Annotated in this window: 25 protein-coding genes; 9 read left to right on the forward strand and 16 right to left on the reverse strand. The window is 58.4% G+C overall.

Features of this window, described 5'->3' with window-relative positions:
• Positions 1-8 precede the first annotated feature (8 nt).
• On the reverse strand, positions 9-1,184 hold the full coding sequence (locus tag RA27_RS15720) for an acetyl-CoA C-acyltransferase family protein (protein WP_039541031.1): 1,176 nt from the start codon (positions 1,182-1,184) through the stop codon (positions 9-11).
• 117 nt (positions 1,185-1,301) lie between these two features.
• Between RA27_RS15720 and RA27_RS15725 the strand changes: the two genes are divergently transcribed.
• From RA27_RS15725 to RA27_RS15745, 5 genes are all read left to right on the forward strand, one after another.
• Entirely contained in the window at positions 1,302-1,865 is a 564-nt protein-coding gene (locus RA27_RS15725; protein WP_039541034.1) for an XRE family transcriptional regulator, read from the forward strand.
• 109 nt (positions 1,866-1,974) lie between these two features.
• Positions 1,975-3,159: a glycine C-acetyltransferase gene (locus RA27_RS15730; RefSeq protein ID WP_039541037.1), complete on the forward strand. Its 1,185-nt coding sequence runs from the start codon at positions 1,975-1,977 to the stop codon at positions 3,157-3,159.
• A gap of 14 nt (positions 3,160-3,173) precedes the next feature.
• Positions 3,174-4,202 (forward strand): L-threonine 3-dehydrogenase, encoded by a 1,029-nt coding sequence (gene tdh, locus RA27_RS15735; RefSeq protein ID WP_039541322.1) that lies wholly within the window; start codon positions 3,174-3,176, stop codon positions 4,200-4,202.
• 63 nt (positions 4,203-4,265) lie between these two features.
• Positions 4,266-5,150, forward strand: a complete 885-nt coding sequence (locus RA27_RS15740) for a tryptophan 2,3-dioxygenase family protein (protein WP_039541042.1) — start codon at positions 4,266-4,268, stop codon at positions 5,148-5,150.
• Positions 5,151-5,153: 3 nt separating this feature from the next.
• Complete coding sequence (locus RA27_RS15745; RefSeq protein ID WP_039541043.1) at positions 5,154-5,984, forward strand: alpha/beta hydrolase; 831 nt, start codon at positions 5,154-5,156, stop codon at positions 5,982-5,984.
• Positions 5,985-6,051: 67 nt separating this feature from the next.
• On the opposite strand, the gene infB is transcribed toward RA27_RS15745, so the two are convergent.
• The 6 genes from infB to pip form a co-directional block, all read right to left on the reverse strand.
• The gene (gene infB / locus RA27_RS15750) at positions 6,052-8,529 is read right to left on the reverse strand and encodes a translation initiation factor IF-2 (RefSeq protein ID WP_039541046.1); all 2,478 of its coding nucleotides are present in this window, start codon (positions 8,527-8,529) and stop codon (positions 6,052-6,054) included.
• Positions 8,530-8,537: 8 nt separating this feature from the next.
• A complete protein-coding gene (locus tag RA27_RS15755; RefSeq protein WP_039541049.1) occupies positions 8,538-9,161 on the reverse strand; it encodes an RNA-binding protein in 624 nt (207 codons plus the stop codon).
• Positions 9,162-9,183: 22 nt separating this feature from the next.
• Entirely contained in the window at positions 9,184-10,797 is a 1,614-nt protein-coding gene (gene nusA, locus RA27_RS15760; RefSeq protein WP_039541051.1) for a transcription termination factor NusA, read from the reverse strand.
• The gene (gene rimP / locus RA27_RS15765) at positions 10,797-11,387 is read right to left on the reverse strand and encodes a ribosome maturation factor RimP (protein ID WP_010442531.1); all 591 of its coding nucleotides are present in this window, start codon (positions 11,385-11,387) and stop codon (positions 10,797-10,799) included. The genes nusA and rimP overlap by 1 nt, the downstream gene beginning before the upstream one ends.
• Before the next feature lie 160 nt (positions 11,388-11,547).
• Positions 11,548-12,369, reverse strand: coding sequence for a peptide ABC transporter substrate-binding protein (locus tag RA27_RS15770; protein WP_039541053.1), 822 nt, complete (start codon positions 12,367-12,369; stop codon positions 11,548-11,550).
• Entirely contained in the window at positions 12,366-13,343 is a 978-nt protein-coding gene (gene pip / locus RA27_RS15775; protein WP_039541055.1) for a prolyl aminopeptidase, read from the reverse strand. The genes RA27_RS15770 and pip overlap by 4 nt, the downstream gene beginning before the upstream one ends.
• Before the next feature lie 48 nt (positions 13,344-13,391).
• Here pip and ubiG point away from each other — a divergent pair, with 48 nt between their 5' ends.
• Positions 13,392-14,138: a bifunctional 2-polyprenyl-6-hydroxyphenol methylase/3-demethylubiquinol 3-O-methyltransferase UbiG gene (gene ubiG, locus RA27_RS15780; protein WP_039541057.1), complete on the forward strand. Its 747-nt coding sequence runs from the start codon at positions 13,392-13,394 to the stop codon at positions 14,136-14,138.
• A gap of 62 nt (positions 14,139-14,200) precedes the next feature.
• Here ubiG and RA27_RS15785 read toward each other — a convergent pair whose 3' ends face one another.
• The 5 genes from RA27_RS15785 to RA27_RS15805 are packed head-to-tail and all read right to left on the reverse strand — an operon-like array spanning position 14,201 to position 17,184.
• Positions 14,201-14,836, reverse strand: coding sequence for a hypothetical protein (locus RA27_RS15785; protein ID WP_039541059.1), 636 nt, complete (start codon positions 14,834-14,836; stop codon positions 14,201-14,203).
• A gap of 24 nt (positions 14,837-14,860) precedes the next feature.
• A complete protein-coding gene (locus RA27_RS15790; RefSeq protein WP_037313149.1) occupies positions 14,861-15,301 on the reverse strand; it encodes a MarR family transcriptional regulator in 441 nt (146 codons plus the stop codon).
• A gap of 11 nt (positions 15,302-15,312) precedes the next feature.
• Positions 15,313-16,143: a carbon-nitrogen hydrolase family protein gene (locus tag RA27_RS15795; RefSeq protein ID WP_039541060.1), complete on the reverse strand. Its 831-nt coding sequence runs from the start codon at positions 16,141-16,143 to the stop codon at positions 15,313-15,315.
• On the reverse strand, positions 16,143-16,400 hold the full coding sequence (gene grxC / locus RA27_RS15800) for a glutaredoxin 3 (RefSeq protein WP_039541061.1): 258 nt from the start codon (positions 16,398-16,400) through the stop codon (positions 16,143-16,145). Before grxC ends, RA27_RS15795 begins: the two co-directional genes overlap by 1 nt.
• Positions 16,401-16,437: 37 nt before the next feature.
• Positions 16,438-17,184, reverse strand: coding sequence for a ComF family protein (locus RA27_RS15805; protein ID WP_039541062.1), 747 nt, complete (start codon positions 17,182-17,184; stop codon positions 16,438-16,440).
• On the opposite strand from RA27_RS15805, the gene RA27_RS15810 reads away from it, so the two are divergent.
• Positions 17,183-18,013 carry a methyltransferase domain-containing protein gene (locus RA27_RS15810; RefSeq protein WP_039541064.1) on the forward strand — a complete coding sequence of 277 codons (831 nt, stop codon included), beginning with the start codon at positions 17,183-17,185 and terminating at the stop codon, positions 18,011-18,013. The genes RA27_RS15805 and RA27_RS15810 overlap by 2 nt on opposite strands.
• Before the next feature lie 54 nt (positions 18,014-18,067).
• Positions 18,068-19,117, forward strand: a complete 1,050-nt coding sequence (gene hemH, locus RA27_RS15815; RefSeq protein ID WP_039541065.1) for a ferrochelatase — start codon at positions 18,068-18,070, stop codon at positions 19,115-19,117.
• A 77-nt stretch (positions 19,118-19,194) separates the two neighbouring features.
• On the opposite strand, the gene RA27_RS15820 is transcribed toward hemH, so the two are convergent.
• Complete coding sequence (locus RA27_RS15820) at positions 19,195-19,377, reverse strand: hypothetical protein (protein WP_005979327.1); 183 nt, start codon at positions 19,375-19,377, stop codon at positions 19,195-19,197.
• A gap of 139 nt (positions 19,378-19,516) precedes the next feature.
• Positions 19,517-20,116 carry a L,D-transpeptidase gene (locus tag RA27_RS15825; RefSeq protein ID WP_039541070.1) on the reverse strand — a complete coding sequence of 200 codons (600 nt, stop codon included), beginning with the start codon at positions 20,114-20,116 and terminating at the stop codon, positions 19,517-19,519.
• 169 nt (positions 20,117-20,285) lie between these two features.
• Between RA27_RS15825 and RA27_RS15830 the strand changes: the two genes are divergently transcribed.
• Complete coding sequence (locus tag RA27_RS15830; protein ID WP_039541325.1) at positions 20,286-20,798, forward strand: CAP domain-containing protein; 513 nt, start codon at positions 20,286-20,288, stop codon at positions 20,796-20,798.
• 75 nt (positions 20,799-20,873) lie between these two features.
• Here the strand turns inward: RA27_RS15830 and RA27_RS15835 are convergent, their stop codons facing one another.
• Together RA27_RS15835 and raiA are read right to left on the reverse strand one after the other, a co-directional pair.
• Positions 20,874-21,338 (reverse strand): PTS sugar transporter subunit IIA, encoded by a 465-nt coding sequence (locus tag RA27_RS15835; RefSeq protein ID WP_039541072.1) that lies wholly within the window; start codon positions 21,336-21,338, stop codon positions 20,874-20,876.
• Positions 21,339-21,397: 59 nt separating this feature from the next.
• A complete protein-coding gene (raiA, locus tag RA27_RS15840; RefSeq protein WP_039541074.1) occupies positions 21,398-21,961 on the reverse strand; it encodes a ribosome-associated translation inhibitor RaiA in 564 nt (187 codons plus the stop codon).
• Between the last annotated feature and the right edge of the window lie 47 nt (positions 21,962-22,008).

Below are 22,008 nucleotides of genomic sequence, written 5' to 3' on the forward strand. Positions count from 1 at the left end.
TGCCCGGATCAGAGCCGCTCAATCGCTATCGCAATCCCCTGCCCGCCGCCAATGCACATTGTCACCAACCCTTTGGACCCGCCGGTACGCTCCAATTCGTACAGTGCCTTCAGTGTAATGATTGCCCCGGTCGCGCCGACCGGATGTCCCAGAGCGATCGCTCCGCCATTCGGGTTCACTTTCGACGCATCCAACGCAAGCTCTTGATTGACGGCCAGAGCCTGTGCCGCAAAAGCTTCGTTACTTTCGATCACATCGAAATCACCCGTCGATAGACCTGTCTTCCTTAACAGGTTCTGAACCGCCGGAACCGGTCCGATCCCCATCACCTCGGGACGTACCCCGGCATGAGCGTACCCCAACACGCGAGCCTTGGGCTTTAACCCGGCCTTTTCAGCAGCATCCGCCGTCGCCAGAACCATAGCCGCAGCCCCATCGTTGATACCCGAGGCGTTCCCTGCCGTGACACGCCCGTCCTTCTTGAACACCGGGCGCAACCCGGCCAGAGCCTCGGCGGTGGTGGCCTTCGGATGCTCGTCCACCTTGAAATCGACCATCTCGCGTTTGACCTTGACCTGTACCGGCGCGATCTGACTTTCGAAATATCCTGCTTCTATCGCCGCAGCAGCGCGGGTCTGGCTGGTCATCGCAAACGCATCCATCTGCTCGCGACTGATCTGATGTTCGTCGGCCACATTCTCAGCTGTTACACCCATATGGCCGGTGCCGAACGGGCAGTTCAGCGCCCCCAGCATCATGTCCAGCGACGAGACATCTCCCATCTTTGCGCCCCAGCGTGCCTGCGGAACAATGTAAGGACTGCGCGACATGCTCTCGGCTCCACCTGCAACAGCGAATTCCGCGTCACCTAGCATCAGAGACTGCACCGCCGACACGATTGCCTGCGCCCCCGAGCCGCACAGTCGGTTTACGTTCATCGCCGGAGTCCCATTCGGAATGCCCGCCTGTATCGCTGCTACGCGTGACAGGTACATATCGCGGGGTTCAGTGTTGATCACATGACCGAAAACCACATGCCCGATTTGCCCACCTTCGACACCCGACCGCTCAAGCGCGGCTTCGGTCGCCACGGTCGCTAAATCAATCGGCGCCGTCGAAGCCAGCGCACCGCCAAAAGTACCGATGGCAGTACGTGCACCATCCAGAATAACGATATCGGTCATGGATCATTCCTCCTGAGTTTGGCCGTAGTATGCACCCGCAGAAACCCTCTGTCGCCTGAGACGTCCCGTCACAGACGGAATTGACATCTATCGATTCAAGGCGCATGAAATTCCGTCATGACGGACAAAACAGACGATATCCTGACACGCCTTCCGACCCGCCTGAAAGAAGCGCGCCGGGCCCAGGGCCTTTCCCTCGAAGCGGTCGCGAATCTCAGCGGCGTATCGCGATCCATGGTCAGCCAGATCGAGCGCGGAGAAAGCAGCCCCACAATTTCGACCTTGTGGAACCTGACCCGAGCTCTGCAGGTGGATTTTGCCGGGTTGCTGGAAGACACGAAGACAACCGACCAGATCGAGGTTCTTAGAAACGCCGAAGTGCCCAGCATCGATAACATGGGAGAGAACTGCCGCATCCGCATCCTCTCACCGCCAGAAGAGGCCGGCGGTCACGAGGTCTATGACATTCAGTTCGACAAAAACGGTGCCCTGAACAGTCAACCCCATGCGCGCGGTGCACGGGAACAATTGACCGTGTTGGAAGGGGCAGTTCGAGTTACGTCAGGCGCGGCAGTGAGCGAACTCAGGCAAGGTGATACAGCCCGATATGCCGCTGACGTCGCGCATTCCATTTCTGCCGACAGCCCTGCGCGTGTTTTTCTGATCGTAAAGAACGCCTGACCCAGCAACAATCCGCCTTCACGGATATTTTTCCGTAATTTCGTAAATCCCCTATTTGGGATATTCTTCCGTTATGTTAGAAGCGCGACTCAGAGCTAAGGAGATCGCCATGGCAGATGCATTCCTGTCCCACATCACGGACACCCTTAAGCAGATCGAATCCGAAGGTCTGTACAAGCGTGAGCGAATGATCACCTCGCCTCAGGGCGGTGAGATTACCGTGGGCGGAAAGCAGGTCATCAACCTGTGCGCCAACAACTATCTGGGCCTGGCCGATCACCCCGCCCTGATCGACGCCGCCAGAAACGCCATGGAACCAAAAGGGTTCGGCATGGCCTCGGTCCGCTTTATCTGCGGCACGCAGGATATTCACCGTGAGCTTGAGCAACGGCTGGCCAAGTTCCTGAACAAAGATGATTCAATTCTGTTCGCTGCCTGTTTCGATGCCAATGGCGGGCTGTTTGAGCCATTGTTAGGGCCTGAAGACGCCATCATCTCGGATAGTCTGAACCACGCTTCAATCATAGATGGCGTAAGGCTCTGCAAGGCCAAACGCTATCGCTATCTGAACAATGACATGAATGACCTCGAGGCTTGGTTGAAACAGGCGCGCGAGGACGGGGCGCGGCATATCATGATCGCCACCGACGGTGTATTCTCGATGGATGGCTACCTAGCCAATCTCCCGAAGATCCGCGAGCTGGCCGACAAGTACGACGCCATCGTCATGGTCGATGACTGCCACGCTACTGGCTTTATGGGGCCGAACGGGGCCGGAACACCGGATCACTTTGGCGTCGACGTGGATATTCTGACGGGAACCTTGGGTAAGGCACTTGGGGGGGCAATCGGCGGTTATATCGCCGGGCCGCAGCCAGTGATCGATCTGCTACGGCAGCGGGCGCGGCCCTATCTGTTCTCAAATTCGCTGCCGCCATCCATCGTTGCTGCCGGACTTGAGGCGATCCGTCTGGTCGAAGAGGGCGACATGCTGCGTGCCCAACTGTTCGGCAATGCGAAATACTGGCGCGCCGGGCTTGAGAAGCTAGGGTTTGACCTGCTGCCGGGCGAACACCCGATCATTCCGGTCATGCTGGGGGAAGCGACATTGGCACAGGACATGGCCTCGCGTCTATTTGACGAAGGCGTCTATGTTTCGGGCTTCTTCTTCCCGGTCGTCCCGCGTGGTCAAGCGCGGATCAGAACGCAGATGAATGCGGATCTAACAAAGGATGAGTTGGATCGCGCGCTCGCGGCCTTTGGCAAGGTCGGCAAGGAATTGGGGGTGATCTGATGCGACCCAACACGATGAAAGCACTGGAAAAATCCAAGCCCGAGGAAGGGCTTTGGATGGTTCAGGCCCCAGTGCCCGAGATTGGACCGGACGAGGTACTGATCCGCATAAACAAAACCGGCATCTGTGGCACAGATATCCATATCTGGAACTGGGATGACTGGGCTGCAGCCACAGTACCAGTGCCGATGATCACCGGCCACGAATTCGCAGGCGAAATCGTCGAGATGGGGCGCAACGTTACCGGGCTTGAGATCGGCCAGCGCTGCTCGGGCGAAGGGCACTTGATCGGAACCGAAAGTCGCCAGAGTCGCGCTGGCAAGTTCCATCTGGACCCCGGAACGCGAGGCATCGGCGTAAACGAACAAGGTGCCTTTGCGCAATACCTGAAACTGCCCGCCTTCAACGTGATTCCTTTGCCAGATGATGTGCCGGATGAGATTGGCGCCATCCTCGACCCGCTGGGCAACGCGGTTCATACCGCGCTGAGCTTCGATCTGCTGGGCGAGGATGTTCTGATCACAGGCGCCGGCCCAATCGGCATCATGGCAGCAGCCGTCGCCCGCCATGCCGGTGCGCGAAACGTCGTGATCACCGACATCAATGCAGATCGGTTGAAACTGGCGGAGCATGTGGTGCCGTCGATACGTACGGTTGATGTGACCGCCGAAGAGTTACCCGATGTCATCACCGAGCTGGGGATGAAAGAAGGCTTTGACGTGGGATTGGAGATGTCGGGCTCGCAGGCAGCTTTGGATCAGATGGTCGAAGCGCTGGTCATGGGCGGTAAGATCGCGCTGCTGGGCATCCCGCCGGGCCAATCTCCGGTCGACTGGAGCCGCATTGTCTTTAAAGCCATCACCATCAAGGGCGTCTACGGCCGCGAGATGTTTGAAACATGGTACAAGATGATTGCTATGCTGCAGAACGGTTTGGACGTAAGCCGCGTGATCACCCATCAGTTTGGTGTTGACGATTTTGCCGAAGGATTTGCAGCGATGAAGTCGGGCCTGTCCGGCAAAGTTGTTCTGGACTGGACCTGACCCTCTGGATAGTTGCAAAACTGGCCCATACACAGGGATCGCGCAACCAACCGGAGGAGCAAGATGGGCAGCACGAAAGATGACCGACTGCTGGAACGCGGAATCGAGGAGTCTCTGGTCACAGATTTCGCTGAGACGCATCGCAAAAGCTATGGCGACTTTCTGCAACTCAAGACCCTGCTGAATCTGCAAAAGACCTTTCAGGATCCTGCTCAGCCCGATGAGATGTTATTCATCATCATACACCAGGTCAGCGAGCTGTGGCTGAAGCTGATGCATCACCAGTTGGTCGAAGTGCGACGCTTCCTGCAGCAAGATGATTTCGGCCCGGCGATGAAGAATCTCGACCGGATCAAGGCCATCCAGCGGCAGTTGGTCACCGCCTGGGAAACGCTGCTGACCATGACGCCCGCCGACTACATAACGTTTCGGCAGGCTTTGGGCAATTCCTCGGGGTTTCAAAGCTATGGCTATCGTCAGATTGAGTTCATTCTGGGGAACAAGGACGCCTCGACCCTGAAAGTGCACGCGCATGACCCAGAGGTCATGGAGATGCTGAATGCCGCATTGTCCAAGCCATCGCTATACGACGAGGTATTGCACATGCTGTCCCGTCAGGGGTTCGATGTTCCACGAGACCTGATCGAGCGGGACTATGCGCAACCCTATTCGGGCGATCCGCGCGTGGTGAAACTCTGGGTCGAGGTGTTCCGCAACACAGACAAGTACTGGGACCTCTACGCGCTGGCAGAGAAGCTGATGGACGTGGAATCCCTGTTCCAGCGCTGGCGCTTTGATCACGCAACCGCTGTGGAACGTGTGATCGGAATGCAACCGGGCACTGGCGGGTCCAGCGGCGTTGCCTTCCTGCGTAAAGCATTGGAGTTACGCTTCTTTCACGACCTTTACGACATGCGGACCGAGCTGATGTATAGCAAGCGGGACTAAGCCATGCTGTATCGTGGTTTTTCTCAGACAGAGTTGGAACAGCAATACTCTCCCAGTTCCATGATCGGAGGTGATCTGTCGCCTTACCTTGCAAGCTATGCCGCGCTCAGCGCGCAGGCGCGGGCAGATCTAGAGGTTCATGAAGATCTTTCTTATGGCGCATCCGCTTCACAGGTAATGGATTTCTTCCCGGCTGCAGGTGCCGGGGCGCCGCTCCACGTGTTTATCCATGGTGGCTATTGGCAGGCGCTCGGCCATCGCGAATCCGCGATGATGGCACCTCTGCTGCATGAGAACGGGCAGGCCTTTGCGACGCTGAACTACACGCTCGCCCCGCAAGCCCGCTTAGGTCAGATGATCGAAGAATGCCGTGACGCGTTGCTGTGGTTGGCATCACAAGCCGAAGCGCTGGGATTTGATCCGTCGAATGTTACCCTGTCAGGCCACAGCGCCGGGGGCCATCTGGCGGCTATGGTCATGGCGACCTGTTCAAATGCTCTGGCTCAGGCCGGGTTGCGTGTGCGCAATGTGATCCTGATCAGCGGAGTTTTCGACCTTGAGCCGATCAGTCTGACTTCCGTTAACGAGCCACTGCAACTCAGCAAGGTTGAAGTTCACGACTTGTCGCCCTGCCTCAACCTGCCGACACCGGGCCCGCGATACCGCGTGACCGTGGCTGAACGCGATACGCCCGAGTTCATACGCCAAAGCCGCGACTACGCGGAATTGCTGCGCAAGGCCGGGCACTCGGTCAGTTTTGATCTGCAGTTGGGCAAGCATCATTTCGATATCATCATGCCGTCGGGCACGTTTCTGTCATCTCGGGTCGATTAAGTGCTCTTCCCTGATGCAAAACAGCGGCCCGACAGGCCGCTGCTTTTGTTTTGATCTGGTGTCCGGATCAGTCGAGTGTCCGGGTCACTTCTTCGCGTTCGAAGATTTCGATCACGTCGCCGGCGCGGATATCGTCGTAGTTTTCGAACGCCATACCGCATTCCTGACCCGACTGAACCTCGGCCACTTCATCCTTGAAGCGCTTGAGCGTCTTCAGCGTGCCTTCGTGGATGACCACGTTGTCGCGCAGCAGGCGTACGCCAGCCGAGCGGCGGGCAACACCTTCGGTGACCAGACAGCCTGCAACTTTGCCGACGCCGGTAACCTTGAAGACCTCTTTGATCTCGGCGTAACCGATGAACTTTTCGCGGATCTCGGCGCTGAGCAGACCAGAGGCCGCCGCTTTCACGTCGTCCACGAGGTCATAGATCACCGAGTAATAGCGGATCTCGACACCTTTCTGGTTCGCGGTGTTCCGGGCTGACGCGTTCGCACGGACGTTGAAACCAAAGATCGGAGCACCGGAGGCTTCGGCCAGACCGACATCCGTCTCGGTGATCGCACCAACGCCCGAGTGCAGAACGCGTACGCGCACCTCGTCGTTGCCGATCTTCTCCATCGCCTGAACGATGGCTTCGGCAGAACCCTGCACATCCGCTTTCATCAAAATCGGCAACTCGGTGACGTTTTCGTCTTCCTTGGCCTTCTGCATCAGCTGCTCAAGGGTGGTCGCGGCACCAGCGGCGGCGCGTTTGTCCTTGGCGGCCTGCTCACGATAGGCGGCAATCTCACGAGCCTGTGCTTCGGTCTCGGTCACGTTCAGAACGTCGCCCGCTTCAGGCGTTCCGTTCAGACCCAGAACCTCAACCGGAACCGAAGGACCAGCTTCTTTGACGCGGTCGCCCTTGTCGTTGATCAGCGCACGGACTTTACCGTACTGCTCACCCACAACAAAGATATCGCCCTGACGCAGCGTGCCGTTCTGAACCAGAACGGTGGCGACGGGGCCACGGCCTACATCCAGCTGCGCCTCAATTACGGCACCTTGAGCAGCGCGGTCGGGGTTAGCTTTCAGTTCCAGAATCTCGGCCTGCAGCGCGATGGCTTCCAGCAGTTCATCCAGGCCCTGGCCGGTCATGGCAGATACTTCAACGTCCTGAACTTCACCGGACATCTTCTCGACAATCACTTCGTGCTGCAGCAGATCGGTGCGGACCTTGTCTGGGTTGGCGTCAGGCTTGTCGATCTTGTTGATCGCCACGATCATTGGTACTTCGGCCGCTTTGGCGTGGTTGATCGCCTCGATCGTCTGCGGCATCACTGCGTCATCTGCAGCAACGACAAGTACCACGATATCAGTGACCTGAGCCCCGCGCGAACGCATCGAGGTAAAGGCCGCGTGGCCCGGTGTATCCAGGAAGGTCAGCGTGGTGCCACCATCGGTTTTCACCTGATAGGCGCCAATATGCTGGGTAATACCCCCGGCTTCGCCAGCCACAACACGCGCGTCGCGGATCGCATCCAGCAGCGAGGTCTTACCGTGGTCAACGTGACCCATGATGGTGATGACCGGCGGACGTGGCTGCAGATCGTCATCGCTGTCTTCGACCTCTTTGATGACGTCTTCAACATCCGAATCAGAGACACGGGTGACCTTGTGGCCAAACTCTTCGATGATCAGTTCGGCGGTATCAGCGTCGATGGTCTGGTTCTGCGTGACCATCATACCCATCTGCATCAAGGATTTGACAACGTCAGCCACGCGCTCGGCCATGCGGTTGGCCAGCTCCGAGACCACGATCGCTTCGGGCAGTTGTACGTCGCGGATCACCTTCTCCCGCTCGACCGTACCGCCCATGGCCTTCTGGCGCGCACGCTCCTGCTTGCGCTTCATGGCGGCCATCGAGCGTTGGCGGTTGCCTTCGCCACCAGTGGCCTGACCCAGTGTCAGCTTGCCCGAGCGACGGTTGTCATCACGGCCCTTGCCACGGTTGCCACGCTGATCGCGTTCGCGATCCTGCTTGCGCGGGGTCGCCGCAGGCGCCGGTTTGCTGGCCGGGCTACGCGCCGCTTTGGGTTCCGCAGGTGCAGGCGCTGCAGCAGCACGCTGGGCCGCTTCTTCCGCCTCTTTGCGCTTGCGTTCTTCTTCCTCGGCTTTGGCACGTGCCTTTTCCTCGGCTTCGCGCTGTTCGCGTTCCTTGGCCTCTTGTTCGGCCCGACGGCGCGCGCGTTCTTCCTCGCGCGCTTTTTCTTCGGCCTCGCGGGCGGCTGCCTCTTCGGCCTCACGTGCCTTGGCGGCCTGCAACGCCTTCATGCGGCGGGCCATTTCCGCGTCGGAAATTCCTGCCGGACGACGCGAAGGATCACCCGCCGGAGCGGCACCGCCACTTGGTTTGGTCGCGCCCGGCTTGGGTACGACCACGCGTTTGCGTTTGGTCTCCACCACGACATTCTTGGTGCGTCCGTGGCTGAAACTCTGTTTCACATTTCCGGGGCGTGCCCCGCCACGAAGACCCAATGTCTTTTTGCCGTCACTATCGCTCATAAAGCTTCTTACCCTTCCGCGCGGCCCTCGCCGCCGTCATCCGTTTCGCGCAAGCCACGCAGGCGCTGCGCTTCCTCTACAACACGTTTGGCGAGTCCGCCAGAGGCCAAGGCCGCATGAATCACGGTTTGGCGCCCAAATGCCGCCCCAAGCTCATCCGCAGTCAGCCAGCCGATGTATTTCCCGAAGTGCGGCGTGCTGAGTTTCGACTTGCCGCGCCCCGATCCATCCGAGGCCTGAATCAGCACCTGGGCCTCTTCCCGGTCCAGCCACGATTTGACCTTTTCGTACCCGGCGACCGCGTCGCCGGACTTGCGCGCCAGACTGATCAGCTCGATCACACGACGCGCCACCTGTTTTTCAACCTCATCGGTCAGATCTTTGGCCGCGCTCACCTGCGCCTTGAACCCGCGCGAGAACAGTTTCTTGCTCACGGCCTTGTCCAGCGCGGCGCGATCTGCCGCCACGTAGACCCCGCGCCCGGGCAGTTTCGCCGCAACATCGGGAAAGACCTGACCGTCCGGCCCTGCCACAAAGCGGATCAAGCCATATTTAGGCTGAATCTCGCCCGTGGCGATGCACTTGCGTTCAGGGCCTTCCGACCGATCCTTATGGACGCCACCGCGACCCATGTCAGCCACCCGAGGCCTGAGATCAGGCCTCGACCTCCTCATCGGTTGCTTCGCCGTCTTCTTCGGCCTGCTCCAGCTCGGCCGGATCAACCCAGCCCAGCATGATGCGTGCGGTCATGACCAGATCCTGTGCCTCTTCCAGCGTCACGCCGAAGGGCTCCAGCACACCATCATCCTTGATGCGTTCGCCATCGACCGTGGTCCAGCCACCGGCCAGTTCCCAGTCGGCGCAGGTTGCGAAGTCTTCCAGCGTCTTCACATCATCCTTGGCCAGCGCCTCTACCATCTGGGGTGTCAGGCCTTCGAATTCAATAAGGCTGTCTTCGGCGCCCAGCGCACGGGCCGCATCCAATGCCGCCTTGGCTTGCGCCTCAAGGAATTCGCGCGCACGGGTCTGCAGTTCCTGCGCTGTACCTTCGTCGACGCCATCGATGACCAACAGTTCGTCGATCTCGACATAGGCGACTTCTTCGAGATTGGTGAACCCTTCCGAGACCAGCAGTTGGGCAAAGAACTCGTCCAGATCGAGGCTTTCCATGAACAACTGTGTGCGGGCTTCGAACTCTTTCTGACGACGCGCCGATTCTTCGGCTTCGGTCATGATGTCGATGTCCAGATTGGTCAGCTGGCTGGCCAGACGCACGTTCTGACCGCGGCGACCGATGGCCAGCGAAAGCTGCTCTTCCGGGACAACCACTTCGATCTTTCCGGCTTCTTCGTCCAGAACCACCTTGGACACTTCTGCAGGCTGCAGCGCGTTCACGAGGAAAGTCGGCTGATCTTCGTTCCACGGGATGATGTCGATCTTTTCACCCTGCAACTCGTTCACAACGGCCTGCACGCGGCTGCCGCGCATACCAACGCAGGCACCCACGGGATCAATCGAGCCGTCATACGAGATCACAGCGATCTTGGCGCGCGAGCCGGGGTCACGAGCCACGGCCTTGACCTCAATGATGCCATCATAGATTTCGGGCACTTCCATCTTGAACAGCTCAGCCATGAATTCCGGCGCGGTGCGCGACAGGAAGATCTGGTGACCGCGCACTTCGCGGCGAACCTCTTTGATATAAGCACGCACACGGTCATTCGGGCGATAGCTTTCGCGGCCGATCTTGTCGTTGCGGCGCAGAACGGCTTCGGCACCGCCCAGATCGACGATGACATTGCCGAACTCTTCGCGCTTGACGGCACCGTTGATGATGGTACCTGCGCGATCCTTGAATTCTTCGTACTGACGATCCCGCTCGGCTTCGCGGACCTTCTGCAAAATCACCTGCTTGGCGGACTGCGCCGCGATACGGCCCATTTCAACCGGCGGCACCTCTTCAACGAAGACATCACCGACCTCAGGGTTTTCCATATATTGTTTGGCCTGCTCGACGGTGAACTCAGCCTGATAGTTCTCAAGCTCTTCATCCTCGACCACGGTGCGCACGCGGGTAAAGGTCGCCTTGCCGGTTTTGCGGTCGATCGACACCCGGATATCCATTTCCGCGCCGTAACGGCTCTTGGCGGCACGGGCGAGCGATTCCTCCATCGCTTCGACAACCAGACCGGGGTCGATCATCTTTTCGCGGGCCACGGCCTCGGCGGTCTGCAGCAGCTCCAGCTGGTTGGCTGAGGTGATTGCCATCAGTTCGTCTCCTCTTCGGACCCTTCGGTCTCAATCTCGTCGAAAGCGTTTTCGTTCAGGGCACCGGCGTCTTTGCGCTGGCGCAACATTTCCTTGATCAGATCATCGGTCAGCACGAGCTTGGCATCGCTCAGCCAGTCGAATTGCAGACCAATGGTGATCGTCTCATCACCTTCGGGAATGTTGATCAACACCTCATCCCCCTCGATCCCGGCCAACTCACCCTTAAAGCGGCGGCGGCCATCGATCAGTTCAGCGGTTTCGATCTTGGCCTCATACCCTTCGAAAGTCTCAAAATCCTTGAGACGGGTCAGAGGGCGGTCGATACCTGGGCTGGAGACTTCCAGTGTATAGGCATCAAGGATCGGGTCCTCGACGTCCAGAGTGGCACTGACCGCGTTTGAAATCTCGGCGCAATCATCCACTTCAATGCCACCATCGGGCTTGTCGGCCATAATCTGCATCGTGGTGGTCTTGCCGCTCATCAGGCGGATGCGCACCAGCTCATACCCCAGATCCTCGATCACGGGGGTGATGATCTCGGCCAGTCGCCGGTCAATGGCTGCTTTGGCTATCAGGTCGTTTGTCATTCAGGTTCTCTACCCTTCAATCGGGCACAAAAAAACGGGCGCGCGGCCCGTCGAATTTTCCGGTGGAGCCCCGGACCAGAAGTCCAACGCGCCGCTGTTGCAACTGCATATACGCAGGAGTTTCCGAGTCTGCAACCCCTGGCGCAAATCGTGATCGGATTTACGCCAGCCACCACCGTTCGGCGATGCGACCATCATCCAACGCATGGGCCTGCGCGATCTGGCGGGGCATACCCACATGCGCTGCCGCGGCCAGTGCCATTTTCGATTCGCCGGGGTGGTAACGCAGCCCCCTCTGGCCATTCAGGCCGTCCGGGTCCGGCATTGCCGCGACATCTACATAGCCGTCCCGCAAAGCTTCGGCCCGCACGGCAGCATCGGGAATCACGATAACCTCAATCGCATCCGCCCAACCTGCACGGCCCTCTTTGTAGTGCCCTGCCACCTTGCGACCCAGAAAATGACGCCCGTCCTCGGCACGCTCAGCACGATAGCAACCGGTACCATTGGCGGCGTGTAACGGTGTTATGGATTGTCCGTCACGTGTAATCGCGAAACGGCTGTCTGCAAGCCGGAAAGGCAAACCCGGGTTGGCCACGGGCAACTCCAGCCGCAGACAACCAGCGCTCAGCGCCTCGGCTTGCCCGAACTCATCAAGAATCGGCAGGATTTCCTGAACAGTCAGCAAACCCCCGTCGTGAAACACCACGTCCTTGCGCAGGTCAAAACTCCAGACCTTTGCGCTGGAGTCGGTCTGCCAGCCTGTTGCCAGCTCTCCTCGCAGGGTGCCGTCTGGGGCAATCTCGGTCAGCGTGTCAAATACAGCGCCCCTCGCCACCTGCTCAAGGCTGTCGTCCCGTGGAACGGCCAGCCGCAAGGTGCCCCCGGATTTTGGAGTATCGGCCAAGGATGCCCCTGTTGCCGCCAGCAAGGCGGCAGCGGCACCAGAGGCGAACAAGGCACGGCGGTCAATCCGGGTCATGCCGCACCCTCGGCCACGCGGTCCATGATCCGGACCAGTTCAACGCTTATCCCCGGCTCGGACAATGCGTGCCCCGCCTGACGCACCATCTTCAACTCAGCGTCGGGCCAGTGTTGCGACAGTTTCCAAGCAGCTTGCGGCGGGCAGATCATGTCGTATCTACCCTGCACGATATGACCGGGGATATGCGCAATACGATCCATCTGATCCAGTATCTGCCCGTCATATTCAAGAAAGGCTTTGTTCCTGAAATAGTGGTTCTCCAAACGCGCAAAGGTACGCGCGTACTCGCCCGGGCTTTCCCCCACCGATCCGTTGGTGTGGATCGAGGCCAGCGCGTTTTCCCAATGCGACCAGGCACGGGCATATAGAATCTCGGTCGCGCGGTCACCGGAAAACAGGCGCTTGTGATAGGCGTTGATGGCGTCCTTCACCTCATGCTCGGGCAAGAGAGAGGTGAACTTGGCCCATTGTTCAGGCCAGAACTTGCCAGCGCCGCCGCCATAGAACCAATCCAGCTCAGCCTGCGTCGCCAGAAACACACCGCGCAGCACCAGGCGATTTACGCGGTCCGGGTGAGTCTGCGCATAAATCAACGCCAGCGTCGCACCCCAACTGCCGCCGAAAGCGATCCAATCCTCAATTTCGAACAGTCTCCGCAACCGTTCGATATCCGCGATCAGATGCCAGGTCGTATTGTCTTCGACCGAAGCCGTAGGACGCGACCGGCCACATCCGCGCTGATCAAAGAGAATCACCCGATAGACATCCGGATCGAAATAGCGCCGCATCGCGGGGCTGCAGCCGCCACCCGGGCCACCATGCAGCACCACAACCGGTATCCCATTGGGATTACCGCATTGTTCCACATAGATACGATGCCCATCGCCCATATCGACCACGCGCTGATCGAACGGATCGATCGGCGGATAAAGATATTGAACTGCGCGCTTTTGGTCCGGGTACTTGTCCATTATGGCCCTATATAGTCCTTAAGCGTAAAAGAGCACACGGAGACAGGAATGCAAGCGCATCCGAACACGGTTGACCCGTCAGAGATCGCAAAATTCGAGGCGATGGCTGCGGAATGGTGGGACCCCCACGGGAAATTCAAGCCCCTGCACATGCTGAATCCGTGCCGTCTGGATTATATCACACAGCAAATCGCGGGCGAGTTTGACCGTGATTTGAGCGTCTCGAAACCGTTCGAAGGCTTGCGCCTGCTTGATATCGGCTGCGGCGGCGGGCTGCTGAGCGAACCCATGGCCCGTCTTGGGGCCGAGGTCATCGGAGCCGACGCCGCCGAGGGCAACCTGCCCGTCGCCCGCATCCATGCGGAGCAATCGGGCCTGCAGATCGACTACCGCCACACCACCGCCGAGGACATGGCAGCCGCTGGCGAGCAATTCGACGTGGTGCTGAACATGGAGGTGGTCGAACACGTTGCCGACCCGTTGGGGTTCCTGACCGCATCGCAGCACTTGCTGAAACCGGGCGGCCTGCTGATCTGCTCGACCATCAACCGCAACCCGAAATCCTATGCGATGGCCATCTTCGGGGCCGAGGTTGTCATGCGCTGGCTGCCGCGCGGCACGCATGAGTGGAACAAGTTCATCACCCCCGATGAGTTGTTCGACCTGCTGCGCCAAGCCGGGCTGGAACCGGTGGACCGCAAGGGGTTCGTCTTCAACCCGATCCTGTGGAGTTGGTCGATCTCGGATCGGGATTTGAGCGTGAATTATGTGACGGCGAGTGTTAAGCCGGGGTGAGTTGGGTGTTCACACCCATCATTTCGACGACAAATCAGGCGCGGTGGGTGCAAGCACCTATCCTACAAGACGCGGCAGCGCTTGAGGTTGAAGTCTTCCGCTAGGTTTTCTCGCTGAAGAGCATGAGCAAATCTGTCGCTTATGAAGAAAGCGTCGTTGAAGCACTTCTCTACCCAGATATCTGGACCTTCAAGACACGCCGATCCTAACGCAACATCATCATCAGCCCAGTCTGCTAGGCCGCGTCTGACTCTCCGCCTGTCTTCTTCTGGCCAGGATCTGGGTGCACCTGATTTCTCTGTTCTCGGAGATTGCTCTGCCAAAAACGTATCCTTAACGTTTCCGATGTTCAGATAGCTGTGGTGCAAGTTCAGTGGGGTCTTTTGATCTTTCTTGAAAAACGACGTCGAATAAACTGCGCCTTCGCCAATATCGAGCGTTTTCAGAACTTCGACGACTTCGGGAGAGATGAGAAAGAATCCTGCATTGGCAAAATGCCTGAGTTTTTGAGGGCGGCCATTTCTAGCAATGGTCTTCTTTGGGAACTTACTTTCGTCCAGAGCCAATCCTCGTTCATTCCGCAATGCTGACAGTCTTGCTTCTTCAAGAGTTTCATCGCTCAGGTACAAATCGCCGATAAAATCACAGTAGTACGATGTTCCGATGATGACATCGCATCCCCACGCTACTTTATCCATTGTAATTGACCATCCGCGACACCCCTACTCCCCTTCCAACTGCAACCGCAAATCCCGCAGCACGGGCAGGGTACTGCGGACGCGCTCCAGCCCCAGCTCTCCGACTACGCGGTTGATCAGCGGGGCAATCGACGAAATCGCCTGATCGCGGGCGCGGCGACCGGCGGGGCTGATGGCGACCATCTTGCGGCGGGCGTCGTCCCAGTCGGGGCGGATGTGGATGTATCCGGCCCATTCCAGCTTGGCCAAAGTGTTGGTCATCGCCCCGCGCGTCACATGGAATGTGTTGGCCAGCTGCGCCGGGCTGCGTTCGTCACCAACGAAGACCAGATGGTTCAGCACCGAGAAATGCGAGATTTCCATGCCCTTGGGCAGCACCCGGCTCAGCCGGTTGCGCAATAGTTGGTCTGCAGTCAGAATCTCGCTGAACAGCGTGACCGCAAGGGCATTGTGTTCGTCTGTCATGGCTCTCTGGATCAGGGCCCATCGAAGGACCGCACGTGCTGCAATGAGGGCACGCGGCGGCGCGCCTCTGTCACAGAACTATCATCCAAATCGAAAATGTGAATGCCCGGATTGGCTGCTGCGTCGATCAGCACCTCTCCCCACGGGGCCACAACCATGCTGTGACCATGGGTATACCGTGTTTTTCCCCGCGTTTTCGGATGCGCGCCTGTCTGCGCAGGCGCCAGCACCCAGCAGCCGTTCTCTATCGCCCGGGCACGCAGCAGCGATTCCCAGTGCGCCGCCCCGGTGACCGGCGAAAACGCCGCCGGGACGGTGAGAATCCGCGCACCCGCGTGCGCCAGTGCGGCATAGAGATGCGGAAAGCGGATATCATAGCAAATCGTCAGGCCGACCTTACCGAAATCGGTGTCGGCCACCACCGCTTTCTCACCAGGGCGGTAGTTCTTTGATTCTCGAAAGGTCTCGGTCTCGGTGACCTGAACGTCGAACATATGAATTTTGTCGTACCGCGCCACGATCTGCCCTTGCGGGTTGATCATGAAAGACCTGTTGGCAAACCGCCCATCGGCGTCGTGCGTCCTGATCGCCAACGAACCGATCAGCAGCCATACTCCCAGCGCTGCGGCCTGTTCCCGCAGGCCAGCCAAGGTGATGTCATCTTCTTCATGCTGCAGAACCTCACGCTGTCGCGTGGTGCTGGTGGACACGCAATTCGTCACCTCGGGCGTCAGGATGAATTGCGCACCCTGATCGGCCGCTTCGACCATCATGGCGCGCACCATGTCCAGATTTTCAGCCGGATCGTCCGACGAGGTGATCTGCAGCAGAGCGGTTTTCATCAGGCCGCGAGCAAGCGATCCAGCTTGCCCTGACGTTCAAGTTCATAAAGGTCGTCGCACCCACCAACATGGGTTGTGCCGACAAAAATCTGCGGCACAGTGCGCTTGCCTGCCGCACGCTGGATCATTTCGGGTTTGCGTTTTGGGTGCATCAACACGTCGATCTCATTGAATTCGACGCCTTTCTGTTTCAGCAACCGTTTGGCCGCGTGGCAAAAGCCACAAAGCGGCGACGTGTAGATCTCAACCGGCTTCATTCTTCGTCCCTTTAGAATTCACGTAATCTTCCGCGAATTAGGCATCCTTGGCAACGCGCGCCAGTACCAACACGAAAATATGATTTGCCCCTGACGCGCGGCAGACACGCGCGCAGGCCTCCAGCGTCGCGCCAGAAGTCATCACGTCATCGACCAGAAGAATATCGCGCCCCCGGAGCAGACCTTCCCGGCTGCGATGCACACTTACGGCATTGGCAAGCGCAATAGAGCGTTCGACCGCCGTTTTGCCTTCCAGAACAGGCGTACGTACAATGCGCACCAGTAGATCGGGGCACACGGTCAGACCGGTTTCCCGGCCCAAATGTTGCGCCAGAAGGGCCGATTGGTTGTACCGGCGCCGGATCAGGCGGGTCCAATGCAGCGGAACCGGTGCGATCAGCATATTCGGACGCATCAGCACCCGCCCGGTTTGCGCCATCCAGCGCGCTGCAGGACGCGCAAGTTCCGGGCGATCACCGTGTTTCAACGCGAGCACCAGCGCCTTGGCACCCCCCTGATACAGCAATGCGGCCCGCCCATCCTGCCAGGAGCGCGGAGTTCTGAGGCAATCGTCGCATTCGATCCGGTGCCCGTCCCGCGCGCCGGGTACCGGCACACCACAGCATTCGCAAACCGTTCCGCCGATAAACGGCGTATCACGCCAGCAAGGACCGCAGAGTCCAAAGTCCGATTCGGTCAGCACTCCGCACGCAAGACAGCGGGGGGGATAGATCATCTCAACAGCGGTTTGAATCCGCTGGCGAATGCGATACTTGCGGCTCATGAAACTGCCGTCCACAACTGCACCCTCTCTGTTTGACCGCTCAGTGCTTGCGCATCATCGCAGCCGCGCAAGGGATGAGGCCCTGTTCCTGCACCGCACCGCCGTTGACGAAGTGCAGGATCGTCTGTCCATGGTTAACAAAACCTTTAAGGCACCCGTCGTTGTGACCCCGTTCCCGCATATCTGGGAGGATTTGTTAACGGGTGCCCGGATCATCAGGGATGAGGACGTACTGGATTTGACGCCCGGCGGGCATGATCTCGTGATACACGCGATGGCACTACATTGGGCCAATGATCCGGTTGGCCAACTGATCCAATGCCATCGCGCCCTCAAACCCGACGGGTTGCTGCTGGCCGCATGTCTGGGCGGTGACACCCTGCAAGAATTGCGCGCAGCTTTGAGTCAGGCTGAGATTGAGGAAACGGGCGGCCTCAGCCCCCGAATCGCACCAATGGCGGAACTGCGTGATCTGGGTGCGTTGCTGCAACGGGCCGGACTTGCCCTGCCCGTTGCCGATAAGGCTTCTCTCTCTGCAGAATACCGCGATCTGATACACCTGATGCATGATTTGCGGGCCATGGGGGAAACCAACGCGTTGACAGATCGGCTGAAACACCCCACTCGACGTACTGTTTTCGACAAAGCGCAAGACATCTACGCCGCGCATTTCAAAACGCCCGAGGGCCGCCTGACAGCAACATATGAGCTGATCTGCTTAACCGGCTGGGCCCCGGACGACAGCCAGCCCAAACCCCTGCGCCCGGGATCGGCCCAGATGCGCCTCGCCGATGCGCTGGGCACGGATGAGGGCAAACTGCCCGATTGACGACCGGTCGATTCCCTTTATCTCAGGCCAGACACCATAATTCAGGAAGCTCCAATGTTTGATGCCACTCGCCCCGCCCATGCGCCCGCAGACCACCCCAAGGTCAAAACGGGCCGCGTCGGTATTCTGTTGGCCAATCTGGGGACGCCGGATGACTTCAGCTATTGGCCCATGCGGCGCTACCTGAACGAGTTCCTGTCGGACAAGCGGGTGATCGACTACCCGGCGTGGAAATGGCAACCAATTCTGCAAGGTATCATTCTGACCAAGCGCCCCTTCAGTTCGGGTGAGGCTTACAAGTCGATCTGGAATCACGACAAGGGTGAAAGCCCACTGATGACGATTACCAAGGGCCAGACGATCAAACTAAGCGAGGCGATGCACGCCCGCTACGGCGATCAAGTCATGGTCGACTTCTGTATGCGCTATGGCAGTCCATCGACACTCTCAAAGGTTCGTCAGATGGTGGCGGAAGGCTGCGACCGAATCCTTTTCTTCCCGCTCTATCCACAATATGCCGGAGCCACGACAGCCACCGCAAACGATCAGTTCTTCCGAGCGTTAATGAAAGAGGCTTGGCAACCGGCCAGCCGTACTGTCCCTGCGTATTTTGATGAACCGGCTTACATTGATGCTTTGGCAGGCTCGGTCGAGCGTGCCTACGCAGCGATGGAGGTCAAACCAGATATCCTTGTCTGCTCTTATCACGGAATGCCCGAACGCTATCTGCAGCAGGGCGATCCCTACCATTGCCAATGCGTCAAAACCTCAAGGCTGCTGAAAGAGCGTCTTGGGTGGTCGGATGACCAACTGGTATCGACCTTCCAGTCGCGCTTTGGGCCAGAAGAATGGCTAAAACCCTACACCGTCGATCACGTGGCTGATCTGGCGCGGCAAGGCAAGAAGAACATCGCCGTTATCGCGCCCGCGTTTTCTGCCGATTGCATCGAGACTTTGGAAGAGATCAACGAAGAGATCAGGGAGAGCTTTGAAGAGGCGGGCGGCGAATCGTTCACCTACATCCCCTGCCTCAATGACGACGATTCGCATATCGCGGCGCTGGGCAAGGTGATCCAAGACAATCTGCGCGGCTGGCTGGACTGAACGCACGCGTTTGCCGGACATGAAAAAAGGCGGTGGTTTGCACCACCGCCTTTTAAATCGATGAAAGTCTCGTCGACTTAGCCTGCGGCAACAGCTGCAGCAACAACAACCAGCAGGATCAGCGGCAGGATGATGCCCTGCGACGAACCTTGGGTTTCTTCAACGACTACAGGTGCTTCAACAACCGGCTCTTCCAGGTTGCCAGCATATGCGGTCGAAGCAGCAGCAGTCAGAGCAGCAGCGAGAACGAGTTTCTTCATATTAACCTCCAGAATTTGCGCGATTCCAAATATCGAAACCGCACATCTAAGACTTACCTCGTGAGTTTTTCTAATCAGCTATGCCGACCGAATGCAATTGCAACTTGCCCGGCAAGCGGGTTCGTGCGCGAAAATGTCGTCAAATTAGCAACACTTGCGTGCCGACCTTGGTCATTGAGAACAGCTCGGCAATGTCGTCGTTGAACAAGCCGATGCAACCATTCGACGATCGGCGGCCGATTTTGCGCGTGTCATGGGTGCCGTGGATGCGATAGTATTTCCAACCCAGGTACAAAGCATGTGTTCCCAACGGGTTATCGGGTCCGGGCGGGATGTAATCCGGCCATTCCGGGTTACGCTTTTTCATCGACGGAGTCGGCGACCAGCTTGGCCCTTCCACCTTGCGGATGACACTGGTCCGCCCGCGGCGGGTCAATTCCTCGGTCAAAGGCACCGATGACGGATAAAGTTTGTATACAGATTGATCATCTGACCAATAATGCAGCGCCCGCGATACGGTATCGACCAGAATGGCGCCGTTGTTGGTGTTCGAGAAGTAAGGTCGCCAGTCCAGCGCCCTGAAGCCGGACACATTGCGACGCACCTGAGGTTCAGGTTCGGGCGCCGGGCGCAATGGGTCACCGGGAATATACTGAGCAAGCGCAGGCGAGGCCATGCTGGCGCCAGCGCCCGCCAGAAATACGCGGCGCGTCGGAGTAAGAATGTGTTTCTTGACCATGTAGAGCGGTCCTTTGCTAACAGCGAATGCAAAATCTGAGGTATTTTATGGCCAGAATGCTTCAGTCGCAAATCAAACCGGCAGATTCATGCAAGGTTCGGCCATTGTGCGTTTGCTCCGGGCGGTCAGGCAGGCTATTTCCCTTGTCGACACAAAATTCAGGCCGATCATGACACGTATTCTTTCCATTCTGATGATTTGTTTTGCCGCTTTGGCGGCGTGTACCGATTCGGGCACCACGATCGGTGCTGATGGTAGACCGTTGCCATCCGTTTATAAAATCCGGGGCAATCCTGAGAAACTGCAGTTCAGAATGCTGGATTCGGTCAATGCGTTACGACAGGCCTCTGGTCTGCAGCAGGTGCAACTGAATTCACAACTGAACGCAGCTGCCGCAACCCACTCGAAAGACATGGCCCGGCAGAACCGGCCCTGGCATTTCGGATCAGACGGATCATCTCCGATAGATCGTGCTGCCCGGGTCGGGTATTTCGGCACCTTTCTGGGCGAAGCGATCTCGGAAACTTATGAAACCGAGACTGAGACGCTGGCCGCATGGATGCAGGAACCCGGTCCACGTGCCGTTATTATGGACCCGAAAGCCACCCAGATGGGCTTTGCCTGGCATCAGGAGGGCGGTGGAAAAATTTGGTGGACGCTGGAAATGGGAACCGGCGGCTGATCAGGCCGATTGCCAAAACCCAAAAAAGAAGCCCCCGAAAATCGGGGGCTTCTTTTTTGTTGTTCGCAGGGGAATTCAGGCCGCTTGCATTGACTGGGCTTCTGTCAGAATGGCATAGAGCTTCACCGGATCGGGATTGGCCCGCAGCTTTGCGCAGACGGATTGCTCACGCAACGTGCGGGACACCAACGCCAGCGCCTTGAGATGTTCAACCCCCGCTTCCTCTGGTGCAAACAGCGAAAACGCCAAATCCACGGGCTGACGGTCAACCGAGCCAAAATCGATGGGTTTCTCCAGCATGACAAACACACCCGAGACCGATTCCAGTTCGGAAAGCCGTGCGTGCGGAAGCGCGACACCATGACCAACGCCGGTTGGGCCAAGGCTCTCCCGCTCAAGCAGGCTGTCAACAATCACCTGCGCATCCAGCCCAAGCGTTGCGGCGCCTACATCGCCAATTTCCTGAAACAAACGCTTCTTACTGGAAGCAGCGGAGAGTACACGCACCGCTTCGGGCTTCAGAATGCTCGAAAGCTCCATCATTTTGCTCCTAAGCCATGCCCCCGGCTATTCGGGGGCAGGCCGATTAGTCTTGCCTGTTACGGATCGATCCAACCGATATTGCCGTCCTCGCGGCGATAAACGACATTCAATCCGTCCTTGTTCTCATTCCGGAACACCAGCACCGGAGCACCGGCGAGTTCCATCTGCATGACGGCTTCACCAACACTGAGCGATGGGATCTTGGTTTCCATCTCAGCCACAATCATGGGCTGCAGCGATTCGGGTTCGTCAGCCGTCTCCGATTCGTCAGAGGCGAGGATATAAGAGGACGCGCCAAAGAGTTCAACCGGCTCGGACCGATCCTTATGGTGGTCTTTCAGGCGGCGCTTATAGCGTCGCAGTTGTGTCTCCATCTTGTCGCAGCAGCCTTCGAACGCCGCGTAGATCTCGGTCGCGTGCGCCTTGGCCTGCGCGGTCAGCCCGGTCGACAGATGCACGGTGGTTTCGCATACATATTCATGCGCCGAACGGGAAAAGACGACGTTGGCGTCCGTTGGCCGCTGGGCGTATTTGCCCACAACCTCGCCCAGTTCGGTCTGCACATGGGTCTGCAGGGCCGCACCGATGTCGATCTGTTTTCCGCTGATTTGGTAACGCATGTGATCTCCTTCACAATTCACACCCATTCTGACGTCGCGTTGCGCGA

It is taken from the genome of Ruegeria sp. ANG-R, assembly GCF_000813985.1.
Taxonomy (GTDB): domain Bacteria; phylum Pseudomonadota; class Alphaproteobacteria; order Rhodobacterales; family Rhodobacteraceae; genus Ruegeria.

Coding starts and splice junctions, on each gene's coding strand:
- RA27_RS15835 (WP_039541072.1), bottom strand. CDS start 21,338: ATGGAGCTTTCGAGCATTCTGAAGCCCGAAGCGGTGCGTGTACTCTCC.
- RA27_RS15745 (WP_039541043.1), top strand. CDS start 5,154: ATGCTGTATCGTGGTTTTTCTCAGACAGAGTTGGAACAGCAATACTCT.
- RA27_RS15730 (WP_039541037.1), top strand. CDS start 1,975: ATGGCAGATGCATTCCTGTCCCACATCACGGACACCCTTAAGCAGATC.
- RA27_RS15740 (WP_039541042.1), top strand. CDS start 4,266: ATGGGCAGCACGAAAGATGACCGACTGCTGGAACGCGGAATCGAGGAG.
- RA27_RS15825 (WP_039541070.1), bottom strand. CDS start 20,116: ATGGTCAAGAAACACATTCTTACTCCGACGCGCCGCGTATTTCTGGCG.
- raiA (WP_039541074.1), bottom strand. CDS start 21,961: ATGCGTTACCAAATCAGCGGAAAACAGATCGACATCGGTGCGGCCCTG.
- RA27_RS15820 (WP_005979327.1), bottom strand. CDS start 19,377: ATGAAGAAACTCGTTCTCGCTGCTGCTCTGACTGCTGCTGCTTCGACC.
- rimP (WP_010442531.1), bottom strand. CDS start 11,387: ATGACAAACGACCTGATAGCCAAAGCAGCCATTGACCGGCGACTGGCC.
- RA27_RS15795 (WP_039541060.1), bottom strand. CDS start 16,143: ATGAAAACCGCTCTGCTGCAGATCACCTCGTCGGACGATCCGGCTGAA.
- tdh (WP_039541322.1), top strand. CDS start 3,174: ATGAAAGCACTGGAAAAATCCAAGCCCGAGGAAGGGCTTTGGATGGTT.
- RA27_RS15810 (WP_039541064.1), top strand. CDS start 17,183: ATGAAACTGCCGTCCACAACTGCACCCTCTCTGTTTGACCGCTCAGTG.
- hemH (WP_039541065.1), top strand. CDS start 18,068: ATGTTTGATGCCACTCGCCCCGCCCATGCGCCCGCAGACCACCCCAAG.
- ubiG (WP_039541057.1), top strand. CDS start 13,392: ATGCAAGCGCATCCGAACACGGTTGACCCGTCAGAGATCGCAAAATTC.
- nusA (WP_039541051.1), bottom strand. CDS start 10,797: ATGGCAATCACCTCAGCCAACCAGCTGGAGCTGCTGCAGACCGCCGAG.
- RA27_RS15785 (WP_039541059.1), bottom strand. CDS start 14,836: ATGGATAAAGTAGCGTGGGGATGCGATGTCATCATCGGAACATCGTAC.
- RA27_RS15755 (WP_039541049.1), bottom strand. CDS start 9,161: ATGGGTCGCGGTGGCGTCCATAAGGATCGGTCGGAAGGCCCTGAACGC.
- RA27_RS15770 (WP_039541053.1), bottom strand. CDS start 12,369: ATGACCCGGATTGACCGCCGTGCCTTGTTCGCCTCTGGTGCCGCTGCC.
- RA27_RS15725 (WP_039541034.1), top strand. CDS start 1,302: ATGACGGACAAAACAGACGATATCCTGACACGCCTTCCGACCCGCCTG.
- grxC (WP_039541061.1), bottom strand. CDS start 16,400: ATGAAGCCGGTTGAGATCTACACGTCGCCGCTTTGTGGCTTTTGCCAC.
- RA27_RS15720 (WP_039541031.1), bottom strand. CDS start 1,184: ATGACCGATATCGTTATTCTGGATGGTGCACGTACTGCCATCGGTACT.
- RA27_RS15830 (WP_039541325.1), top strand. CDS start 20,286: ATGACACGTATTCTTTCCATTCTGATGATTTGTTTTGCCGCTTTGGCG.
- infB (WP_039541046.1), bottom strand. CDS start 8,529: ATGAGCGATAGTGACGGCAAAAAGACATTGGGTCTTCGTGGCGGGGCA.
- RA27_RS15790 (WP_037313149.1), bottom strand. CDS start 15,301: ATGACAGACGAACACAATGCCCTTGCGGTCACGCTGTTCAGCGAGATT.
- pip (WP_039541055.1), bottom strand. CDS start 13,343: ATGGACAAGTACCCGGACCAAAAGCGCGCAGTTCAATATCTTTATCCG.
- RA27_RS15805 (WP_039541062.1), bottom strand. CDS start 17,184: ATGAGCCGCAAGTATCGCATTCGCCAGCGGATTCAAACCGCTGTTGAG.